We start from the raw sequence: 20,792 nt of genomic DNA on the forward strand, positions 1-20,792 counted from the left end.
ATGAGCGCAATAGAAACTGTAACTAAAGCTTTGGAACTTGCTCGCGCCCGTTTAAATACAGCGCCAGCTTTCGAAATATTTTCTTCGATTGTCAAACAATTGGAATATTTTCTGGCGGTATTGAATGGGAATGAACGGGACAAATCTCGACTGAAAAATATTATCGTTGGCCATTTTGCAGTCAGGGAATTTGAGGAAAGTGACCCAGAATTTGCAAAGGCATTAATTGCAGTCCAAACAATAGCCTCTAAAATGGCAAAAGGACTGAAAATATGAAAATAGGTTGGCAAATGTTATGGCCACCTCTAAAAACCGTCATTCCCGCGCAAGCGGGAATCCATACCCCGCATGTCCATTGGCTCAGCATGGGTTCCCGCCTACGCGGGAACGACAATTTGGTGGTTTTTCGAAGTGCCCTTATTGGATGGAAAAATGATGGATCTTGAAATTCAGGTTGACACCGGAGATATTCTTGTTGATGGAAAAAAATACTGCCTGCCAAAATGGCTGATTTCTTGCTTTCCTCGAACGGATTGGCTATTCCGTTTCCGGTGGGGAATGACATTCGGCATCATGGTCAAGCGCCCCACCAATACCGCTCTTAGGCGGCGTCGCGGAAGAGCAAGTCCAGCGTGCCGCCGGCCGGGCAAGCAGCCGGCTCATGCCGTGCCGTATGTTGACGCGGTGGACACCGCGCTCGCCCGACACCGGCCGTTGCGCCACCGGGAGGTCCAACGCTCGCCGCGCTGCGGCGGCACCACCTTGGCGCGCGACTACATGCGCGGACGCTGTTCGGTCTGCACGAAATGACCGCCGTCGAAGTCCTCTCCCGCTTGTGACTGCAGCACCTCCATTTGCAAGGTAAACTCCAGATCGCCATACGTCTCCTGGTGCAGGCGGTTGTAGTCGCCGCCAGAATGGGCTTGGAAAATAGGCGAAGGTAAATTGCAATGAAAGAACTTATAAAATTGCTACCGTGCGACTGTGAAGTTACGTGAGAATCTGGAGCATTTTCAGGCTGGGCTGATTTCGACAAATTTTCACAGGTACTAAAGACGGGAATGGTATTTTCACAAGTTCCTGTCGAGGTACCTTACTCAAACGTTGGATTAGTGGAAAGTTGGTACCAGTGTCGAAAATGCCAAAGAAATTGGCGGTTGGTAGAACCCGATCCGCCATTTCCTGGCTTATGGACAATAGTGGCCTGAAGCTGCCCCAGACCCTGAGCTTCGCCGCCAACATGCAGGAGCGGGGAGTAAGCCGACGTGCAGACGCCACTGTTCGAAGGCGATGTCTGCTTTAGCGAAATGAGCGGCGCTGGCATGCGCCAGGAGTCCGACCTGTGCCACCACAAGTCCAAGCGCGACATTTAAATTCCCCTCACTTGCGCCCACGCAAACACCTGCTCCACAGCATCAGATTTAATGATGGGATCGCCTGGAGAAACCATGACTCTACCCATTCGGACACCACTGGCCATCATGGCTGCGCTGCTGGCCCTCAGCGGTTGTGCGGCCGGCTCTATCGCCGGGGCGGCGCTGGAGATGGTCGGCATCAAGAGGACGCCCGAGCTGTCTGACTCGCAAAAGCCGGCGCGCAATGTCGCCATCAAACTGCACGCCGGCGACACCCTCAATACCGACGCCTCCGGCCACTCGCTCGCCCTGGTCGCCCGCATCTACAAACTCAGACAAGCGGCCACGTTTCAGCAAGTCTCGTACAACAGTTTCCTCAACGCCCACACCGAGCACGAGCTGCTGGGCGCCGACCTGCTCGAGGTCAAGGAAGTGCTGCTGATTCCCGGCCAGCGCTACGAGGTCGTCGAGAAGGTGTCCCGCGAGGCGTATTTCATCGGTGTGGTGGCGCTGTTTCGCGCGCCGGCGGAGCAACGCTGGCGCCTGGCGTTCGCCGCCAACGACGCCGAACAAGGCGGCATCACCATCGGCGCCCACGCCTGCGCCCTGAGCGTGGGCACCGGCGCGGCGGCGTTCAACGGCAACGGCAACGAAATCGGCAAGCCGCTGTCATCCATCCATTGTCAATGAGTCTGGTCTATGGAGGCGGTATGAATATTCCTTCGAAGGTGCTGTGGGCGGACGGGCTGGACCTGTCGCCGCAAATTTTTCAGCAGCAAGACCGCTATCACGAAGCGCGCCTGCACCAGACCGCCAAGGCGCTGCATCCCTACACTTGGGGCGTGCGCAAGTTGGCGATCGACACGAAATTGCTGCTCAGTGGCACGCTGCGCCTGCTGGAGCTGTCCGCCGTGTTTCCGGAAGGTGAGATGTGCGATGCGCCGGCCAGCGATCCCCTGCCCGCCGGCGTCGATCTGGCCGTGCTCGGCGGCGACGTGCAAACGGTCACTTATTACGCCGCCCTGCCCTGGCTGACGCCGGGTGGCGGCAATATGGCGGCCGCCGGCGAGCAGCGCCGCGGCGCGCGTTTCTGCGCGGCGACGCGGGATACCGCGGACTTGTTTACGCAGGGGGTGGGCGAGCAGCTCAGCTATCTGCAAGCGGCGGTGCGGCTGGTGTCGGACCAGGAACCGCTGGGCGCCTATGAGCGCTTCCCCCTCGTGCGCCTGCGTCGCGCGGTGTCCGGCGGCTTCGAGCTGGACCCGTCGTTCGTCGCGCCCAGCCTGTCGCTGGACGGCGCGCCGGCGCTGGTGACGCTGCTGGAGCAGCTGATGGAGGCGTTGGAGGCGAAGGTCAAATCCTTGCAGGGCAATTTGCGCGAACCGACCCGCAATGTGATCGAGTTCCGCAGCGGCGATGTGTCCTCGTTCTGGTTGCTGCACTCGATCAGCACGGCGGCGGCGGCGCTGACGCATTATGTGCGCAATCGCGGCATGCATCCGGAGCGGCTGTTCGAGGCTCTGCTGGGCCTGGCCGGCTCGCTGATGACCTATTCGAAAACCTATGCGCTGACCGACCTGCCGACCTATGAGCATGAGAACACGGGCGACTGCTTCGGCAAACTGGACGGCATCGTCCGCGACCTGCTGGAGACCGTCATTTCGGCGCGCTACTTCGCCATCGCGCTGGAGGAGCTCAAGCCGGGCTTCCAGCTGGGCAAACTCGATTCCGGCAAGATCGACCAGAACACCGCCCTGTATCTGGCCGTCAGCGCTTCGATGCCGGCGCTGGAGCTGGTCGACGTCATTCCGCAGCGCATCAAGATCGGCGCGCCCAGCGATGTCGAGCAGTTCGTGCTGTCGGCTTTGCCGGGCGTCAAGCTCAGCCATGCGCCCCAGGTGCCGGCGGCCATCCCGGTGCGGCCGGAAACCTATTACTTTTCGCTCGACAGCCGCAGCGCGCTGTACGAGCACATGCTGAAGGCCCAGGCGATCTCGATCTACGCCCCGTCCGGCATGCCGGACCTGCGCCTTGAACTGGTCGCGGTGGCGGCATGAGGCCGCTGATCGAACGGCGCGCCTTGCCGCATCTGCTGGGTGGCCAGCGGCGCGGCCCGGCGCCGGACGCCGGCCATCAACCGTCGCTGCTGGACTTGCTGCACGAGGGTTTCTACGCCGTCTTCATGCTCAAGAACGGCGCCACGCCGCCCGACGAGGCGACCTTCCTCGACAAGATCCGCCAGTTCCTGGCCGAGTTCGACACCAAGGCGCGCAAGCTGCAGGCCCACGGCGACGATATCGAGGCGGCCAAATACGCGTATTGCGCGGCGCTCGACGAGGTCATCCTGTCGTCGACCTTCCCCATCCGGCCGACCTGGGAGCGGCGGCCGCTGCAACTGGCGCTGTTTGGCGAGCAACTGGCCGGCCAGCATTTCTTCGACCGGCTGGAGGCGCTGCGCGGCAAGGGCGGCGTGCGCGTGCAGGCGCTGCAGGTGTTCCACATGTGCTTGCTGATGGGGTTTCGCGGCCGTTTCGCGCTCGACGACAGCGACAAGCTGAACAATATGGCGGCGCGCCTGGGCGACGAAATCGCCCATATCAAGGGCAAGAGCCGGGGCTTCGCGCCGCAGGCCGAACGGCCGGACCAGATCGTCAACAAGTTGCGCAGCGACTTGCCGCTGTGGGCGTTGGCCAGCGTGTTCGCGCTGATCGGGCTGGGCAGCTATGTCGGGCTGAACTCGTCGCTGAACCGGACCACGCAAACCAGCATGGCCGCCTATGCCGACCTGGTCAAGCTGGCGCCCCAGCCGGCCAACGTGACCATCACCCTGCCCTGAACGCGGCCACGCCCGCCATTGCCGCCGCGCCAAACAAGCCCACAGGCATAAATCCGGGGTCTGACCCCCGGGGGTCTGACCCCGGCTCTGCGCCTTTGGGTGATTTTTGTAGCCGCCGCCGCCCCTACTGAGCGATGCGGAATTCGATGCGGCGATTGCGGGCGCGGCCGTCGGCGCCGCCGTTGTCGGCCACCGGCCGGTCCGGTCCCTGGCCGGAGACGGCGATCATGTCCGGGTTGATGCCCTTGTCGGCCAGATACTGGCGCACCGTCTCGGCCCGCGCCTGACTAAGGCCCAGGTTGCTCAGCCGCAGGCCGACGTTGTCGGTGTGGCCGATCACTTCCACCTTCTTGCCCTTGACCTTCTGCAAGGCGGCGGCCATCTCGTCGAGGATGCCCTTGCCCGAGGCGGTCAGCGTCGCCTTGCCGCTGTCAAATTCGATGATGCGTTTGGCCAGCGTGTCGTCCAGCAGGTTCTGTTCGGCCGCCGACACGCGCAGGCCGTTGTTGACGGTGTAGGTGGGATTGAGGCTGGTGGCGATGTCGCTGGCGATCTGCTGGCGCTGCGCTTCGTTGGCCACCTCGCCGCGCAGGCTGACGTTGTTGCCGTCGACCTTGAGCTGGCCCTTGCTGATCAGCTTGAGATTCGGCCCGATCAACTTCTGCACATAAGCGCTCCAGTTCGGCGGCAGCGACACATTGCCGATCGCCACCTGGTCGACCACCCGCTCGCTGCCGTACAGCTCGCGCAAACGGCCCAGCACGGCGGCCTTGCTGACCTCGTCGGGCACGGTGCCGTTGACCACGATCTGGCCCGGCTTGGGGCCGGCCGGCGCCGCCATCTGGGCGTTGGCGGCGGCGCCCAGCAGGCACAATAGCAACAGGGTAGGACGATGCGGCATGGCGGCGCTCCCGGCGGATTCAGACAAAGGTTTCGTGGAACAGCGCATGTACCGAGCGCAACGACAACTGCCCCTGCTCCAGATAGGTCGACAGTTTCTGCACGCCGGCCTGGTCGCCCAGCATCATCTCGACCCAGCCGGTGTCGGCGCAATCGATCAATTGCTCGCTGGCGCACCGCGCGTCGATGATGGCCAGCAAGGTCGCCGGCGCGGCGCCGTCGAAGCCGACCACCAGCGTGGGCCGCCCGTACAGCTCGGTGAAGAACAGCGCCAGCTCGAAGTCGGCCTGTTGCAGGAAGGGGGCGATCAGGTCCAGCCAAAACGCCGCCACGAGGAAGCGATGCTCCTCTTCCTGCGGCAGCGGCAAGGCCAGACTGCGCTCCAGCCTGGCCGCGCCGCTGCCGCGCACCGGCTGCAACAACAAGCCCAGCGCCAGCACGGTCTGGCGCACCGTTTTACTGGCCAGCATCATTTCCAGCCCGGCCAGGCTGTGGCTGTCGAGGAAGCGGAGGAAATCGTCGTCGTGCGTGGCCGCGTCGGGATCGAGCTCGAGCGTCACGGCGGCCAGCGCATGCAGCCGTTCGCCGGGTTCGGCCGTGGCCAGCACGGCGCCGCACTGCCGCGCCAGCTCGCGCCACAAGGGCGCCAGCACCAGCGGGCTGCGGGCGAGGAAGGCCGGCGGCGCGGCGATGTCGAGCGTGCTCATGGCCAGGAAGGGATAGCGGCGCTGCGACTGGTCGCCGCTGGCGATCAGCCGGCCGGCGATCGCCCGCTTGCTGCGCGTGCCGACGAAGGCGAAGTGCAGCGGCGCCAGCGCGTCGTAATGCTGTTTCCAGCGCGGATCGGCGGTGAGCGCGCTCATCACGCCGGCCAGCCACTGGTCGAGCAGGTCGACCAGGGCGGCGTTGTCGGCCGCGCGGATGAAGTCGCTGCGGGCGGGAATCTTGCCGAAGTAGCCGACCCGGCTGCGTTGCGGCGCCCGCTTCACGGCGCCGCTCCGACTATGGTTTCCGGCAAGCTCATGCCACGGAAGCCCTGCTCCTGCGGCGCCGCGCCCGCGCCGCCCCGGCTTTCCGGGCTGCTGGTGATTTTCAGATCCATCGCCACGCTGATCGCGCCGTTGCTCCAGCGCAGTTCGTAGACGCCGCCGTCTTTCTTCTTCTTGTCGGCCGCGTCGATCATGCGCTTCAGGCCGAACTGGCCGGGCTCGTTGAACAGCTCGACGCTGCGGCCGTCGAAGCCGACGGCGGTGATGCGGGCGCCGGGCGCGCCCTGCGGGCTGGGATGGACCATATTGCTCCACTGCACCGGCGTGTTGCGGTAGCGCAGTTGCTGGCCGTCGATTTCGATGGTGTATTCCAGCGTGCCGGGCGCGGGCATGGGCTGGATCTGGAACACCGTCTGCGCCGCCGCCGACGAGCTCGCCACTCCGCCGGCGCCGACCGGCGCGATCCAGCCGGGAAAGCGTGCCACCACCTGCGGCAGCAGCTGGATGCCCATGTCGGCCCAGGTGCGCGCCGCCAGCACGTCGCCGCGGCGCACCACCAGCGGCCCCATCGCCGTGCCGACGAACTTGGCGATCACGCCGTCCGGGCCGAAGAACTGGGCGATCTCGGCATTGCTGGCCTCGATCCGCGACGTTGGCGAAAACGGATATTTGTTCGCCAGCGATTGCCGGAACGGTTCGTACACCTGGGCCAGCCAGGTCTTGTTGAGCTCCGCCTCGGCCGGGGCGATGATGACGGCGAAGGTCTGCATCAGCGGCCGCACCAGGATCGGACGGATGGCTTGCTTCTGGCCGTCGCTCATGCCGGTCAGCATCTGCTCGTCGACATAGCGCAGCGCTTCGGCCAGCTCGGAGCCGCTGCCCTCCAGGGTCTGTTGCATGAACTGGCGCGCGCCCGGGCCTGGATCGCCCTGGTTCTTCAACTGGTTCAAGCGGCTGCGCAACTTGGACAGCGCGTCCATATACGAGCGCATCAGCGAGGCATCCTTGTCCCTGGTCGACACCAGCTTGCCGACACCGGCGAATTCCCGCCCCACCGGCCCCATCGGCCGGTCGAAACGCGCCTGGTCGAGTTGGATGTTGACGTTGCTGAGGGGCGCAGGCGCGCGCCGCAGCACGGTGGTCTTGATCCACTCCCACACACCGCCGCGCACCTGCTGCATGTCGGCATTGCCCAGCGTCGGATTGTCCCAGTTGGTTTGCTCGTAGATGGCCGTCAACAACTTGGCGATCGGCGACGACTGCGGATCGCCCAGCCGGTTCATGGCGACGACGGCGCCGTTGAAGCCGTTCAGGTCGGCGACGGTGACGCCCTGCACGAACTTCTGCCACTCTTTCGCATAGTCGGCCTTGTACAGGTCGATCAAGCCCTTCTGGATCTGTTCCGGGCTGCCCTCCAGCGTCAGGTCGTCCTTCGAGGCTGTCTTCAACACCCAGTCGACGCTTTGCAATTCGTGGCTGGCGGCATCCCTGAAGGCGCCATGGACATACTTTTCCCAGGCGTCTCGGGTGAAGGCGCCGGCCACCGCATGGCTGCCGACGATCAGCGCCTGATCCTGCTCGCCGACGATGCGCGCCACCGTCATGCCGGGAAAGCGCGTCGCGGCGCGGGCGCGCACATCGGCGTACACACGCTCGCGCGCCGGCATGCCGCGCACCACCCGGCGCAGATTCTCGCGCGCCTGGTCGACCAGCGCCAGCCTTGCCTCCACGCGCGGCCAGCTGGGGTCGGCGATCTGACTGAGGTAGAAGCTCATCAGCCGCTCGGCGCTGCGGATCAGTTGTTCGCGCGGCATGGCGCCACGGTTGCTTTCCAGCCAGCCACGCCAGTAGCGCGTCATCTGGTCGTTGAGGTGGCTCGCTTCGGCGTGGGATTTGTCGACCAGCATCAAGTAAGTCTTCAAGGCGTTGTAGGCATCTTCGATATTGGTCGGCGAGGCGTCCAGATATTGCCGGCTGGCCGAGGGTGCAATCGACGCGGCGGTTGGCAAGGCGGACTGGGCCGTTGGCGCGGCGCTTGTCGCAACGGCTCCGGCTCCGGCAGCGGCAGCGGCGGCGGTGGCTGCGGTGGCGGTGGCGGTGGCGGTGGCGGTGGCGGTGGCTGCGCCAGCGACTGTCGCGGTAACCGTCGCGGCGGACGCGGACGGGGGCGCCGCGTCGCCGCGCCCTGCCGGCCTGAGCTGGTCGGCATTCGCGTTCATCTCGGCCAACAAGCCTTCCAGAGCGCTCAGCACCGGCTTGAGCATGACCTCGCGCGCGCCGAAGAAATACTCTTCGCGCAATTTACGCTCCAGCAATTCGCCCTGATACAAGCCCATGCGCAAGGACCAGGGCCGTTCGCGCCGGTAACTATCCAGTTGCTCTATGCGGTCCTGCAATATCTCCAGCGCCTCCAGACGCGACTGCAAGTCGATGCGGTTCTGCTGCAGCTTGACCACCTTGTCGAGGTCGGCCTGCACATTGCTGACCAGTTGACGGTTGCCCAGGTAAGACCAGCTCCAGCCGCCCAGCGCCCCGCCCAGCACGATGGCGGCGGTGAAGAAGGCCGCATAGCGCAGCTGAATCTTGTTCTTGCTGGCATATTGCGACACCAAGTCTCGGTCGGCGAAAATCACCTTGCGGAACAAACTCAGCAGAAAATAGCCGGACTGGCCCGGATGCTCCCAGGTTTGCGCCGGCCCCGGCTGCAAGGCAAAGCGCTCGGCCACGCGCTGCGTCTGCTCACTGAGCGGCACGCCCTCCTGCAAGGCGCTGCTGAAGTAATAGCCGCGAAACACCGGCTTGAACTGATACCGGTTTTCCTCGAACAGCGTGGCCAGGAAGGCGCGCAGCGGGGCGCGCACTGTGGCGAACTCAATGGGAAAAGTGAACACGCCGGGCGCTATGCGCTCGCGCCGTCCCTGCCCCATGTTCGCTAGGCTCATCTCTTGCAGCCCGGAGCACAATTCATCGAAGCTTTGCTCGAAGAATGTGAGCAATTGCTGGCTGGTGGTCTTGCGCTTGTAAGGCATGGTGGCGCCCCAGACGCGCTCGCACTCGCTACGCTCGGCGCGGTCGAAAAAGTCGCCGAAGCCGGCGATCAGGTCGACCTTGGTCAACAACAGGTACACCGGGGCGAACACTTCCAGGCGCTCGATCAGGTCCTGCACCCGCTGGCGCAAGCTGCGCGCCAAGGCGATGCCGGCCTCGGGATGGTCGCCGCGCAAGTCGGCCATGCTGACGGCGATGATGATGCCGTTGATCGGCGCCCGCTTGCGGTACTTCTTCAGCAGATCGAGAAAGCCATGCCACTCGGCACGGTCGCCCTCCTCCACCGCATAGCGCCCGGCGGTATCGAGCAGGATGCCGTCGGTGGTGAAGAACCAGTCGCAGTTGCGGGTGCCGCCGACGCCGTGCACGATCCGGGCGTCGGCGAATGGAAATTGCAGGCCGGAATTGGTGATGGCGCTGCTCTTGCCGGCCGATGGATTGCCGATGATCATGTACCACGGCAGTTCATACAGCGCCCGCGCGCCCGCAGTCACGCCCAGCTTGGAACCCTTGATGGTGGCGATCGCCTTTATCATGTTTTCGCGCAAGGCGGTCACTTCCACCCGCTCCCCCACGCTCGCCGCGCCGCCGGCCGGCTCGGCGGCCTGGCTGCCGATGGCGTCGCCGAGACGGTCCGATTCACGCTTGGCGTAACGCTGGCGCAGGTAGCGCGTCAAGGCCCACAACGCAAGGCTCAGCGCCAATGCCGCCAGCGCCCAGATCAGCGCCAGCTCCAGCATTTCCGCGCCCAGATAGAACAGCGCCGCCAAGGCAATGAAACCCATCACCGTCAGATGCCGGCTATCGCTGAGAAAGTACCAGATACGTCGCATCATGGGCAGGCTCGCAAGGTTGACGGAGGGGCGCGCGGCGGGCAGTCCGGCCAGGCGAACCGAACCATGGTGCCACCATCAATGCGACGATTTCTTGAGGGAAAACAACCATAGCGGCAAGCGCAGGCCTTATTTCCGGACCGTGCCCGGCAAACGCAATTCGGTGTGGCCGAAGTCCATCATGGTCCAGCGGCCACCCCAGTGCAGGCCGGCCGCTTCGGCCACCTCGCCGTACAGACGATAGCCGCGCATGGCCCACGGATCCTTTTCCGAAATCACCAGCTTGCCGTCGCGCAGAAAGGCGCAGTCCGCCGCCAGGCCGAACTGGTGGTAGCTCTGGAAAGCACGGGCGTTGGTCACCGCCGGACCGGCCGTCGCCAGCATGTCTTGCCGCTGCGGGCTGCGGTAACCTTCCAGGATCGCCATGTCGTAACCATGGGTTTCCTTCATGATCTTGAAGACCGTCAACAAGCGCTGCGCAAAGGCGGCGTCCAGCAAACGCCAGTTGCGATTGGCGCTGTCGAGCATGGGACGCAACTGCGCCACCTCGGTGGTGACGAAAGCCGGTGGCGGCAAGGGTGTTGGCGGCACCAGCTGTTCGCCCTGCAACAAGGCCAGCACCTGGGGATTGACGTCGTGGCTGGCCCCCTCGAACCCGCCCAGCATGCCCCGACCGCTGACCAGCCAGGCCAGCAGCGGCGGCACGGTCAGCAACACGCCGGCGGCAAGCAACAGCAGGCAATGCCGCAGCAATAGCCGCAGCAGGCTCGACAGCCCGTTTTTCACGCGCGCACCGGCCACGCCGGCCTGCCGCACGCCCTGCCGATTCAAGCGCTGCCAGTGCGACTCCAGCGCCCGCGTCAGTTGCGCCAGCGATTGCGCCACCAGCTCGCGTCCGCCGGAAAACAGCAACAACCATGCGCCCGCGCAGATCAGCAGAAAAAATACCAGCACAGAAAAGATAAACATGGTGCGCTCCATCAATGCGAGCTGGACGCACAGATCGGACACTTGCTGTCAGCCCGGCCCAGATCGCTACAGCGTAGCCCTGCCGGGCCAGCGTGTAGAAGGCTAGATCAATGTCGGGGAGGATATTTTGGACACTTCGAATCAAAGACCGAACCTGCTATCGAAAAGCGCCTCGGGCAATCACGGCACGCCCCCAGCCGCCGGCAACGGCGAGCGCATCCTGGCCAGCTTGGAACGGGGCGGCACCACGCTAATGGTGCCGCATCGGCCCAGCCGCGTTCAGCTCAACGGTTGGACGCTGGCCCTGTTGTTGTTGCTGCTGATACTAGGCGTGTCGGCATGGCTGACCCACCGCGATGGCGTCGCGCCACTGCGCCATGCGCTGCCGTTGAGCGCGCGCGCGCCCATGCCGCCCCTGCCGGCGCTGCCCACCCTGTTGGCCTCAGCGCCAGCACAGCAAACCATGGCCAACACCGCGCCGGCCGCCATCGTCAACGAAGCGGCCGCCGCCCATCCCCACTCGGACAACAACGATACCTTGGTCGAGATCATCCGTCCTGCCAGGCCTAGCGCCAAACCGGCCTACCTGCCCGCCACTCCAGCGGGCCGGGTCGGCAATGGCGCGGGCAGGACCGCCGCCAACACCGGCGCCACGGCGACCACCTTGGCGGCTGGGCCAGCGCCACGCTCCATCGCCAAGGCCGGGGCCGGCGCGGCCAAGCCGGCGCAAACGCCGCATCTTGCTGCCCGGCTCGACAGTCCCGCACCTGTCCGCGCCAAGAAGCCCACGGCCCTCGGCGCCACGGCCGGCAGCGCCGTCGGCAGCGACACCGATGTGGCCTTGCTGACGGCGCTGGTGGCCCACGCCAGCGCTCCCGTCACGCTACTGGTCGAGGAAAGCCGGGACGTCGTCGAACGCAAGGAAGGCGACGCCACCGCCGGCCTGCTGCGACGGTGCAAGCAATTGGGGCCGCTCGAAGGCATGCTATGCCGTTCCCGCATCTGTTCCGGTCGCTGGGACAACGACGCCGCCTGCCGCGCGCCCAACCGCTGAGGCCACAGCGACGCAACGGCAACGCATCGGCTACTGGACGGCCAGTTGCTTGCCGCCGCTGCCAGTGCGCTTCGGCAGGTTCAACTGCAACACGCCATTGTCGTAACGGGCCTGGGCCTGTTCATCGTCAACCTCTTGTGGCAGCGTGAAGCTGCGGTGCAACTGGCCGTAGTAGCGCTCGCTACGCAGGTTGCCGCCCTCTCCCTCGTTTTTCTCCTGCCTGACCTCCGCCGTCAGCGACACCTGGTTGCCGTTGATCGCCACCTTGATATCCTCCTTGTTAACACCGGGAATCTCGGCCCTCACCACATACTCCTGTTCCGTCTCGTTGACGTCCATCCGCAGGCGCGGCGTCGTCTCCATGCTACGGAACACGGTGGGCGAAAAATCACGGAATAATTCGTCGATATCGCGCAGCGGGTCGTACCGGCTGAGATCGCGGAACGGATCGAACCGCATCAGATTGTTAGCCATCATGCCTCCTTATGGCGCCTTAGCACATATTGTCGAGATCCGGCGCACGCCCCCGTGACGTCCGCCCTCCCGATATCAATCATAGAAGTCAGTCACCGTGCCGATATGACGCACATCAAACGGTCCCCACCGCCCCGCGCTACCCCGTTTGCAAAGGAATGGCAACATGTCAGTTAATCCGTCCTGTTCCACATCACTTTTTGTTGCGAAATTGACAGTGTGACTATTCGAGAGGAATGCACGGAAAATTGTGGCGATAATGGCATGTTAAGAATATTCCTACAGTGCTCATGCATGCCATCCAGACCTATCCGATGGGCGCATCGCGGGAACGCTGATCCATAACTAGCCAGGAGAACGACCATGGTGCCGATGACACTTTCCCAAGTACTCCAGCTGGCGCCGAACACCCGCTCCAGTTACCGGGAGGCCTTCCAGAACGGCCAGCAGGTCGTCGACCGTTACGCCATTTCCCAGACGCCGCTGAGACTGGCGCACTTCCTGGCCCAGGTGCTGCATGAATCGGGCGCGTTGACCGTGCAGTTTGAAAACCTGAATTACAGCGCCCCTCGTTTGCCGGTGGTCTGGCCCCAACGCTTCCATCCCAAGGGGCCGCTCGATCCCCTGCAATTCGCCAACAATCCCGAACGGCTGGCGAACGAGGTGTATGGCGGTCGCATGGGCAACGCGGCGCCAGGCGACGGTTTTCTCTACCGTGGCCGCGGCTTGCTGCAACTGACAGGCAAGGATAGTTACGCCGAGGCCACCCGTGACCTGCGCAAGATCGATCCGCACGCACCCGATTTCGTCGTGATGCCGGACAATGTCGTCGCCGCGCCCTGGTGCCTCAGCGTCGCTGCGGCCGAATGGCTGGCCAAAGGCTGCAACGCGCTGGCCGACGCGGACAATATCGACAAGGTCACGCAGGCGATCAACGGCGGCAGCGTCGGTCTGGAAGAAAGAAGGGAGTGGCTGCTACGCACCAAGGCCATCTGGCACTAGCGCTGGCCGGGGCGCCGCAGGCTATCGTCCTGCCCGCAGCGCGTGTTGCGATGCTTGCAATGACTGACTTAACAGAACAAAGCCACTGGACATCCATCACCGGCAGGTGCAAGATTTATCCATTCGCTCTCACCGTTGATCGCGCGCCGCAGCCGACAGTTGCCGCAACAGCGCGCCTGCGGCATTGTGCGCCCAGCCAGCAAGCCCTAGAAAAATTTCGCCTATGCGCAAACTATTCCTTGTCCTGCCATTGATGCTACCCGTCGCCGCGACGGCACAAGCCGTGATGACCTGGCTGATGCCCGACTTGCCGCCGGCCTCGATCCGCCTCGATGGCCAACCCAGCACCGGCATTGTCGACATGGAAATCGCCTACGTGGCAGCACACTGGCCGGAAGTGGAACACCGCTATATTTACGCCAACCTGAAGCGCAGCTGGACCATGCTCGACGCGGGTGAGCCGGCCTGCTATTCCTTTACCCTGATCAACGCGGAGCGCCTCAAGCGGGCCTATATCGTCGAAACGATCGCCCTGCCGCCGCTGCAACTGTTTGTCAGGGCCGAAGCGGCGGCGATGCTGCCATTCAATGCCGACCACCAGGTCGATCTGGCCCAGCTGCTGGCCATGCGCACACTGCGCGGATTGCTCAGCGAAAAACGCAGCTACGGCGTGCAACTCGATGCCATTTTGCGCAAGCGCCCGCCCGACGCCTCGCTCAAGCTGACCACCATCGGCAGCTACGGCGAAAACATCTTCTCCAAGATGCGGCTGAGCCGGGCCGATTACACCATCGACTACGATTTCGTCTACGCCTACTACCAAAGCCGCAATCCCAAGCTGAGCGGGCTGCAGAGCGTCCCCATCGCCGGCAGCGGCGAACTGCTCAAATCCGGCTTCGCCTGCCCAAAAACACCGTGGGGCAAGGCAACGGCGCAGCGCATCGACGCGATCCTCGGCACGCGCGAAGGCGCGCAGGCGATGCGGCGCAGCCTGGACAACTGGCTCAGCCCGAACACGCGGCAACTCTACGCCAACCAGTTCGCCGCCTTCTACCGGCAGCGCGAACGGCCGATGCGGCGCTTTGACGACCAACAACAAGCCAGGGAATCCAAGCCGTGAAAGCAGGCGCCCGTGTCCTCAGGGTTCCTCAACCTGACCGCGTTCGGAGCCAGCCCCCGTTTGGACCCCGTTGGCACGGACGCGCGCCAAACTTGAGCGCACGCCGGCCACGGCCTGCAAGCGCTCTTGCAGGTAGTTGCTCAGGCGTGGATGCTGGCTAAAAGCGACATTGAAACGGATATGGCGATCCGGTGTGTCGTTCGCCGAGAAGGCGGCGCCACGCATCAGCAGGATCTTGTTGCGGTAGGCGTCCTGCACCAACAAGTCAACGTCCAGACCTTCTGGCATCGTGCCCCACAAGAAAATGCCGGCGTCGCCAGGCTGCTCAAAAAGCACACCCGCCGTGCTCAATTGGTGCGTGCAGGCGTTGCGTGCCACCATGATCTTGCGTTGCAGACGGTCCAGATGTTTGCGCAAGTTGCCGGCCCTGAGCACTTCCAGCAGCACATATTCATTCAGCGCCGGCATCGTCATGATGGAATGGATCTTGGTCCGCATCAGCACTTTGAGCAAGGCAGGAGCGGCGGCAAGATAGCCCATCCGCAGGGCAGGACTCAAGGCCTTGCAAAAGCTGGAGTAGTAAATCACGCCATCGAGCCCGGACAGGGAGGCCAGCCGGGTACTGTGGCCTTGCTGAAAATGGCCGTGCACATCGTCTTCCGCGATCAAGAAACCATACTGCTGCGCCAATATCAAGACCTTGTGCAAATTGGCGGCGCTGCTGCTCCACCCCGTGGGGTTATGCAAGGCCGTTTGCACGAACAGCAGGCGTGGACGGTGCTCGCGGCAAGCCGCCTCCAATGCGTCCAGATCGAGGCCGTCGGGGCGACGCGTGATAGGCACCAACCGTATGCCATCCTGGCGCAAGCGGCCGAACATCAGAAAATAACCGGGGTCTTCCACCAGCACGGTGTCGCCAGCTTGCAAAAAACTACGACAGATCAAGTCGATCGCATGGGTGCCGCCAAAGGTAGTGAGTATGTGGCCGGCGTCAACGGCAGCGCCAATGCCGCGCAACAGCAGCGCGATGTGCTCACGCAACTCCGGCAGACCCTGGGGCGGACAGCGCGAGGCCATGCCTGCGGTGCTACGCGCCAAGGCCCTTTGCACGGCGCTGACCGGCACCGCGTCTTGCAGCCAGGTCGGCGGCAACGCGCCACTGCTGGCCAGCAACACACCAGCGCGCTGATCGTTCGCTTGCTGCGCCAACCAGACCGGCTCTTGCTCCTCGCCCGCTTCCAGTGCGAGTTCATCGGGAATCGACCTGCTGGCCTCGTTCCTTGCGCAGACAAAAAATCCCGCCGTGCCATGAGAATCGATGACGCCTGCCGCAACCAGCCTGTCATAGGCCACCACGACGGTATTCGTGCTGACAGCCAATTGGGTGGCGAGCTGGCGTATCGACAACAGTTTGGCACCGCCAGGCAGAGCCCGGCTCTCGACCATCTGGCGCAATTTTTCCTCAATCTGCTTGGACAGGGCAATGGGAGAGGAGCGGTCGATTGTGAACATGGTGAAAGTTTAGCGTAAAAACATCAAGGCCAGGACGAGCAAAATTGCGCCCATGGTCAAGTTGAATACGCGCCGCTTGGCCGGATCTTTCAGCAAGCCACGAATCGAGACGCCAAACAAAGCCCACATGAGATTGCAAGGCGCGCCCACCAAGGCACCAATCACCGCCACTAGCAGCGCGTTGCCGACCGCGCTGCCCCCCGCCGGCATGAAAACCGATGCCACGGTAACGGCCTTCACCCAGCTCTTAGGGTTAAGCGCTTGAAACACCGCAGCTTGGGCGAATGACACCGGCTTGGGTGCCTGCTCCGCGACCACCGATGCCCCGCTGAGCTTCCATGCCAAAAACACCAGGTACAGCGATCCCGCGATACGCAGCACCTGTTGCGCCAACGGGTAGGCCACAAAGACACTTCCCAGCCCCGCGCACATGAGCAAGGTTTGCACGAACATGCCGGCCTGGATGCCCAGGATGACCGGCAGCGCGCCGCGACCACCAAAATTGGCGCCCGTGGTGGCGAGCATGACGTTGTTCGGCCCGGGTGTGGCCGACATTACGAGGCAATAGCTCATCAAGGGCAGGAGTTCAGTCATGGTATGCAATTCGCAGCGTGGAAATGGCCCAAGTCTAGTGGCGCGGCACGGCGCGGACAAGGCACAAGACAACGCCGACAGACCTATGCTGTATTGGTCGATTGACAGCGACAGTTGCCTGCTTGATGGCGGCCATGCTGCAGTGGTCGGCAGTCTACTTTGCGGCACAACTACGGCACAGGGCCAGAAATGGGGACGAAAAAAAGGGGCTACACGCCTAAGCATGTAACCCCTTGATTCTGTACAACTAAAATTCTGGCTCCCCGACCTGGACTCGAACCAGGGACCTGCGGATTAACAGTCCGTCGCTCTACCAACTGAGCTATCAGGGAATTGAGGCCGCATTATATACGGCGAAAAAAACCCTGTCCAGATCCCGCGCAAGCATTCTTGCGGCGGGAAGGATGGCGACGGCGGCCGCTACATCCCCAGCGACTTCAGCAGTTCGTCGTTGGCGTCATCCGAGGTCGCCGGCTGTGCCTGATCGGCCTGCATATTCGCCCGCTCGGCGTCCATCAGCGTGTCGGGGTCGGTTTCCTCGTTCGGATCGAAGTCGTGCAGACGGACGAACTCGGTGCGGTCGATCGCCAGCTCCAGGTAGAAAATATTGCTCTTTTCGGTGTAGAACGAGACGCGGCGCATTTCCGGCCGGTCCAGCGGCGTGTCGACGCTGAGCATCACCTGCTTGGTCAGCACCAGCATCTTCGGCTGATTCTGCGTGATATTGGTCTGCAACTCGCGCCGCACCTTGCCGGTGAAGTCGCCGACGATCTGGTTCATCAGCTCGCCCAGGATGTTCGACACCTCGTCCGAGGTGTGCGAACTGGCCAGCTCGGACTTCGGCATGCCCATGTGCAGCATGTAGCGCTCGTAGATCTCCATCGCCGTGTCGGCGGCGAAATTCAACACCACCAGGCCCGTAAACCCCCCGTCGAACAGCACGAAACAGCCGATGTCCGGCTTCAAGCCAACCTTGGTGATACGCTGAACCATGGCAGAGTAATGAACTTTGCTTTGCGTCGCGATACCCAGCACGCGCGTCACGGAGTTACACAGACTGGTCAGCAGGTCTTCCGTGCCGTACACAATACCCTTGTCATTCATGGTCATGTTCCCCTTGTTTATTTTTGAAACCTACTTTTCATCCTTCAACGCCAGGCGGAACAAGGCCACCTGACTGAGCAGGCGGACGATTTCCTCGCGTCGCTCCGGGGAACGCGCATTGCCGGCCGGCATGGCCGCCAGCCGCTCTTGCAAGAGATTGACCGCGCCCTCCAGACGATGCATGCGTTGCACGGCCTGCAAGGCCGCTGGCGCCACTTCCCGCCCGTCGAGCAATTCGTCCAGCAACCGCGCTGTCTGCGGCGCCGAATCGGTGATCTGCATGGCCTTCCCCTTTGCGTGCCGGCGCGCCCGCAACACGCGGTCCCGCCGCCCCCTTGGGATGGCGTCGCTCGCACGGCCGAATACCTAGAGAATACTGAACCGTGTATATCTCGTCCACCTGATTGTTACATTCCGCAAGGAAATGTCGTTTTCCCAGTGCCGCGCCAAATAAAAAACCCAGCCGGCGAGGGCTGGGTTTTTTGTGCGGCGGGGAATTACCGGGACGATTTAGAAGCCGCCCTTGAACTGCACACCCCACAGACGCGGCTCGTTGACGAAGCCGGTGCGGTTGTTGAAGTCGATGGCGCCGGTGATCACTTGCTGGTTGGTGATGTTGCGGCCATAGGCGGCCACTTCATACTTGCCGTCCTGCCAGATGTAGCCGATGCGCACGCCGCCTTCGGCCAGCGGCTTGCCGGTGAATTCCTTCGACTCGTACAGGAAGAAATTGACCTTGGTGCGGTACGACCAGTCGGTGAACAGGAACAGCTCGCCGTTTTCCAGCGGGATCGAGTAGCGCGCGGTGGCGTTGGCGATCCATTTCGGCGCGTTCGGCAGCGCATTGCCGTTGAGCAGCATCTGGCCGTTGACGACCGGGTTCAGCGGCGTGCAGGTGCGGCACACCGGCAGGCTCAGGCTGGGATCGCGGATCTCGGTGAAGTTGTAGCTGCCGCCGACGCTCATCTTCAGCTGGTTGGTGACGAAACCTTCCAGATCCATCTCGGCGCCACGGCCCTTGGTCTTGGCGGCGTTGATCAGCTTGGTGACGTTGGACAGGCCGCCGACCACGGTCAGCTGCTGGTTCTTGATGTCGTAGTCATACACGCTGAACGAGGCGCGGGCGCGGCGGTTGAACAGGTCGGCCTTGATGCCAGCCTCGTAGGAGGTGATGGTCTCGGCGTCGGCCACGGTGATGGCGACCTTGTCGTTGGCGGCGGCGATACTCGGCGCGCGGAAGCCGGTGGCGACGCGGGCGTAGACGTTGACGTCCTTGTTCAGCTTGTAGACGGCGCTGAGGTCCCAGTTGACCTTGGACTTGCTCTCGCCGATCGACTGCGGCGCCACTTGCACGACGTGGTCCGCCTCGACGGTGGCGAAGTGCTTCTTGTCGTAGGTGTAACGCAGGCCGCCGCGCAGCGAGAAGGCGTCGCTGACCGCGTAGTTGACGGAACCGAAGGCGGCCCAGGCGGTGTTGACCTGCTGGCTCAGCAGGTGCGAGGTCTGGATGTTGCCCTTGGTGCTGTCGTAGCCGTCGGCGCCGCCCTTGCCGTCCTCATGGAAGTAGTACAGGCCGCTCTGCCAGTTCAGCGGACCGGTGTTTTTCGACTCGACACGGAATTCCTGGCTGAATTGCTTCAGCTCGGGCATCGTCGCGGCCGATTCCACCTGGAACGGCACGCCCGGCTGCACGCTGCCGCCGTCGATGTCGCCACGGCTGTTGTACTTGCCGACCGACTCGTAGCCGGTGATCGAGTACAGCTTGACCGCGTCCAGGTCCCAGCTCAGGCGCGCGCTGGCGCCGTTGGTGCGCAGGTTCTGGTAGTTCAGGCCGTTGTTGGCGACCTTGCCGTTGTCGTAGCCGTCGACCAGGTCGTTGCTGCCCGGCTTGATGATGTTGGCGCGGAACACGCGCGAGCTGCCGGTGGTGGTGCGCTGATGCACATTGAACAGGGCGTTGAAGGTGGCGTTCGGGGCGTACAGGAACTGCACGCGCTCGGCGTGTTCGTTGTAGCCTTCCAGCGCGTCCTGCTGGCCGGTGGTGGTGTTGTCGACGAAGTTGTCGCGGTGCTGGCGCAGGGCCGACACGCGCATCGCCCACTCCTGGCTCAGCGGCACGTTGACGGCGCCCTCGGCGTTGATGGTGTTATATGTCGCCCACGACAGGTTGTAGTAGCCCTCGACCTTTTTCAGGTTCGGCTTTTCCGATTCGAACTTGACCACGCCGGCCGGGGTGTTGCGGCCGAACAGGGTGCCCTGCGGGCCGCGCAGCACTTCGACGTTCTTCGTGTCGAACAGCGGGAAGCCTTTGAGGATCGGGTTTTCCTGCACCACGTCGTCATAGATCAGCGAGACGGGCTGGGAGGCGAAGATCGAGAAGTCGCTGTTGCCGTAGCCGCGGATGTAGAAGCGCGGGAAGACGCGGCCGGTCGACGATTCCACGTTCAGACTCGGCACTTTGCCGGCCAGCAGGCGGATATCCTGGCCGCCGGACAGCAGCACGTCGAGCTTCTCATTGTTCAGCGACGACACCGACACCGGCACTTCGCGGATGTTCTCGGTGCGGCGCTGCGCCGTCACGGTGACGGTTTCCAGTTGCGGCGCGCTGGCTGGCACGCTTTGCGCCATGGCCGAGCCAATAGGCATCGCCGCACCCAGCGCCAGCAGGCGCTTGTGCATCTTGGACAGTTTGATCATTTACATTCCTCGGTTTAATAAAATTCGTACAAAGAGTGGTTCACAGTTGTCTCCTGTTTCCTCTTGTATGGACGCCGTCCAATCCGCCCGGACGTGCCAGGGGCGGCGGCGCAAGCGGGGGATCGCCCCGCCCTCGGCAAAACTGGGCGCGCCATGCGCCTCGCCTTGGCGGCGGTTCGCGTGAAGGAACTGGCCGGGATGATGGCGGGCGCTGGTCCGGCCCGCATCTTGAAGATGTCTGGAATGTGCCGACTTGCAGAAAGGCGGTATTGTCTGGCATTGATAGTGGGTATAGCAAGTCCAAT

The 20,792-nt window shown here is 63.3% G+C and carries 19 protein-coding genes and 1 tRNA gene; 8 read left to right on the forward strand and 12 right to left on the reverse strand.

Features of this window, described 5'->3' with window-relative positions; translation table 11 throughout:
* Together H7U20_RS11330 and H7U20_RS11335 are read left to right on the forward strand one after the other, a co-directional pair.
* Positions 1–276: an immunity protein Tsi6 family protein gene (locus H7U20_RS11330; RefSeq protein WP_199759257.1), complete on the forward strand. Its 276-nt coding sequence runs from the start codon at positions 1–3 to the stop codon at positions 274–276.
* Positions 277–348: 72 nt separating this feature from the next.
* The gene (locus H7U20_RS11335; RefSeq protein ID WP_233410677.1) at positions 349–810 is read left to right on the forward strand and encodes a hypothetical protein; all 462 of its coding nucleotides are present in this window, start codon (positions 349–351) and stop codon (positions 808–810) included.
* Here H7U20_RS11335 and H7U20_RS30905 read toward each other — a convergent pair.
* The gene (locus tag H7U20_RS30905) at positions 774–932 is read right to left on the reverse strand and encodes a 2OG-Fe(II) oxygenase (RefSeq protein ID WP_199759296.1); all 159 of its coding nucleotides are present in this window, start codon (positions 930–932) and stop codon (positions 774–776) included. The genes H7U20_RS11335 and H7U20_RS30905 overlap by 37 nt on opposite strands.
* Before the next feature lie 516 nt (positions 933–1,448).
* On the opposite strand from H7U20_RS30905, the gene tssJ reads away from it, so the two are divergent.
* From tssJ to icmH, 3 genes are read left to right on the forward strand one after another with little or no spacing between them, the layout of a single operon-like run.
* On the forward strand, positions 1,449–2,045 hold the full coding sequence (gene tssJ, locus H7U20_RS11345; RefSeq protein WP_233410678.1) for a type VI secretion system lipoprotein TssJ: 597 nt from the start codon (positions 1,449–1,451) through the stop codon (positions 2,043–2,045).
* 20 nt (positions 2,046–2,065) lie between these two features.
* A complete protein-coding gene (tssK, locus tag H7U20_RS11350; RefSeq protein ID WP_199759259.1) occupies positions 2,066–3,412 on the forward strand; it encodes a type VI secretion system baseplate subunit TssK in 1,347 nt (448 codons plus the stop codon).
* Positions 3,409–4,191: a type IVB secretion system protein IcmH/DotU gene (gene icmH, locus H7U20_RS11355; RefSeq protein ID WP_199759260.1), complete on the forward strand. Its 783-nt coding sequence runs from the start codon at positions 3,409–3,411 to the stop codon at positions 4,189–4,191. Before tssK ends, icmH begins: the two co-directional genes overlap by 4 nt.
* A 124-nt stretch (positions 4,192–4,315) precedes the next feature.
* Here the strand turns inward: icmH and H7U20_RS11360 are convergent, their stop codons facing one another.
* The 4 genes from H7U20_RS11360 to H7U20_RS11375 all read right to left on the reverse strand — a co-directional run bounded on the left by H7U20_RS11360 (position 4,316) and on the right by H7U20_RS11375 (position 10,930).
* On the reverse strand, positions 4,316–5,092 hold the full coding sequence (locus H7U20_RS11360; protein WP_199759261.1) for an OmpA family protein: 777 nt from the start codon (positions 5,090–5,092) through the stop codon (positions 4,316–4,318).
* A 19-nt stretch (positions 5,093–5,111) separates the two neighbouring features.
* A complete protein-coding gene (gene tagF / locus H7U20_RS11365) occupies positions 5,112–6,080 on the reverse strand; it encodes a type VI secretion system-associated protein TagF (protein ID WP_199759262.1) in 969 nt (322 codons plus the stop codon).
* Positions 6,077–9,961: a type VI secretion system membrane subunit TssM gene (tssM, locus tag H7U20_RS11370; RefSeq protein ID WP_233410687.1), complete on the reverse strand. Its 3,885-nt coding sequence runs from the start codon at positions 9,959–9,961 to the stop codon at positions 6,077–6,079. The genes tagF and tssM overlap by 4 nt, the downstream gene beginning before the upstream one ends.
* Before the next feature lie 129 nt (positions 9,962–10,090).
* Positions 10,091–10,930 carry a M15 family metallopeptidase gene (locus H7U20_RS11375; RefSeq protein ID WP_199759264.1) on the reverse strand — a complete coding sequence of 280 codons (840 nt, stop codon included), beginning with the start codon at positions 10,928–10,930 and terminating at the stop codon, positions 10,091–10,093.
* Between the two features lie 127 nt (positions 10,931–11,057).
* On the opposite strand from H7U20_RS11375, the gene H7U20_RS11380 reads away from it, so the two are divergent.
* The gene (locus H7U20_RS11380; RefSeq protein ID WP_233410679.1) at positions 11,058–11,984 is read left to right on the forward strand and encodes a hypothetical protein; all 927 of its coding nucleotides are present in this window, start codon (positions 11,058–11,060) and stop codon (positions 11,982–11,984) included.
* Between the two features lie 30 nt (positions 11,985–12,014).
* On the opposite strand, the gene H7U20_RS11385 is transcribed toward H7U20_RS11380, so the two are convergent.
* Positions 12,015–12,458 (reverse strand): Hsp20/alpha crystallin family protein, encoded by a 444-nt coding sequence (locus H7U20_RS11385; RefSeq protein WP_199759265.1) that lies wholly within the window; start codon positions 12,456–12,458, stop codon positions 12,015–12,017.
* Positions 12,459–12,821: 363 nt separating this feature from the next.
* Between H7U20_RS11385 and H7U20_RS11390 the strand changes: the two genes are divergently transcribed.
* Together H7U20_RS11390 and H7U20_RS11395 are read left to right on the forward strand one after the other, a co-directional pair.
* Positions 12,822–13,460 carry a glycoside hydrolase family 19 protein gene (locus tag H7U20_RS11390; RefSeq protein ID WP_199759266.1) on the forward strand — a complete coding sequence of 213 codons (639 nt, stop codon included), beginning with the start codon at positions 12,822–12,824 and terminating at the stop codon, positions 13,458–13,460.
* 223 nt (positions 13,461–13,683) lie between these two features.
* The gene (locus tag H7U20_RS11395) at positions 13,684–14,580 is read left to right on the forward strand and encodes a TIGR02285 family protein (RefSeq protein ID WP_199759267.1); all 897 of its coding nucleotides are present in this window, start codon (positions 13,684–13,686) and stop codon (positions 14,578–14,580) included.
* An 18-nt stretch (positions 14,581–14,598) separates the two neighbouring features.
* Here the strand turns inward: H7U20_RS11395 and H7U20_RS11400 are convergent, their stop codons facing one another.
* The 6 genes from H7U20_RS11400 to H7U20_RS11425 form a co-directional block, all read right to left on the reverse strand.
* Positions 14,599–16,092 carry an aminotransferase-like domain-containing protein gene (locus tag H7U20_RS11400; protein ID WP_233410680.1) on the reverse strand — a complete coding sequence of 498 codons (1,494 nt, stop codon included), beginning with the start codon at positions 16,090–16,092 and terminating at the stop codon, positions 14,599–14,601.
* A 9-nt stretch (positions 16,093–16,101) separates the two neighbouring features.
* Positions 16,102–16,686 (reverse strand): LysE family translocator, encoded by a 585-nt coding sequence (locus tag H7U20_RS11405; RefSeq protein ID WP_199759268.1) that lies wholly within the window; start codon positions 16,684–16,686, stop codon positions 16,102–16,104.
* Between the two features lie 256 nt (positions 16,687–16,942).
* Positions 16,943–17,018 (reverse strand) — tRNA-Asn (locus H7U20_RS11410).
* Between the two features lie 88 nt (positions 17,019–17,106).
* A complete protein-coding gene (locus H7U20_RS11415; RefSeq protein ID WP_199759269.1) occupies positions 17,107–17,796 on the reverse strand; it encodes a DUF3334 family protein in 690 nt (229 codons plus the stop codon).
* A 24-nt stretch (positions 17,797–17,820) separates the two neighbouring features.
* Entirely contained in the window at positions 17,821–18,072 is a 252-nt protein-coding gene (locus tag H7U20_RS11420; protein WP_199759270.1) for a hypothetical protein, read from the reverse strand.
* Between the two features lie 228 nt (positions 18,073–18,300).
* Entirely contained in the window at positions 18,301–20,487 is a 2,187-nt protein-coding gene (locus H7U20_RS11425; protein WP_199759271.1) for a TonB-dependent receptor, read from the reverse strand.
* Between the last annotated feature and the right edge of the window lie 305 nt (positions 20,488–20,792).

The sequence above is a fragment of the Rugamonas violacea genome (assembly GCF_016461825.1).
In the GTDB taxonomy this organism is placed as follows: Bacteria; Pseudomonadota; Gammaproteobacteria; order Burkholderiales; family Burkholderiaceae_D; genus Rugamonas.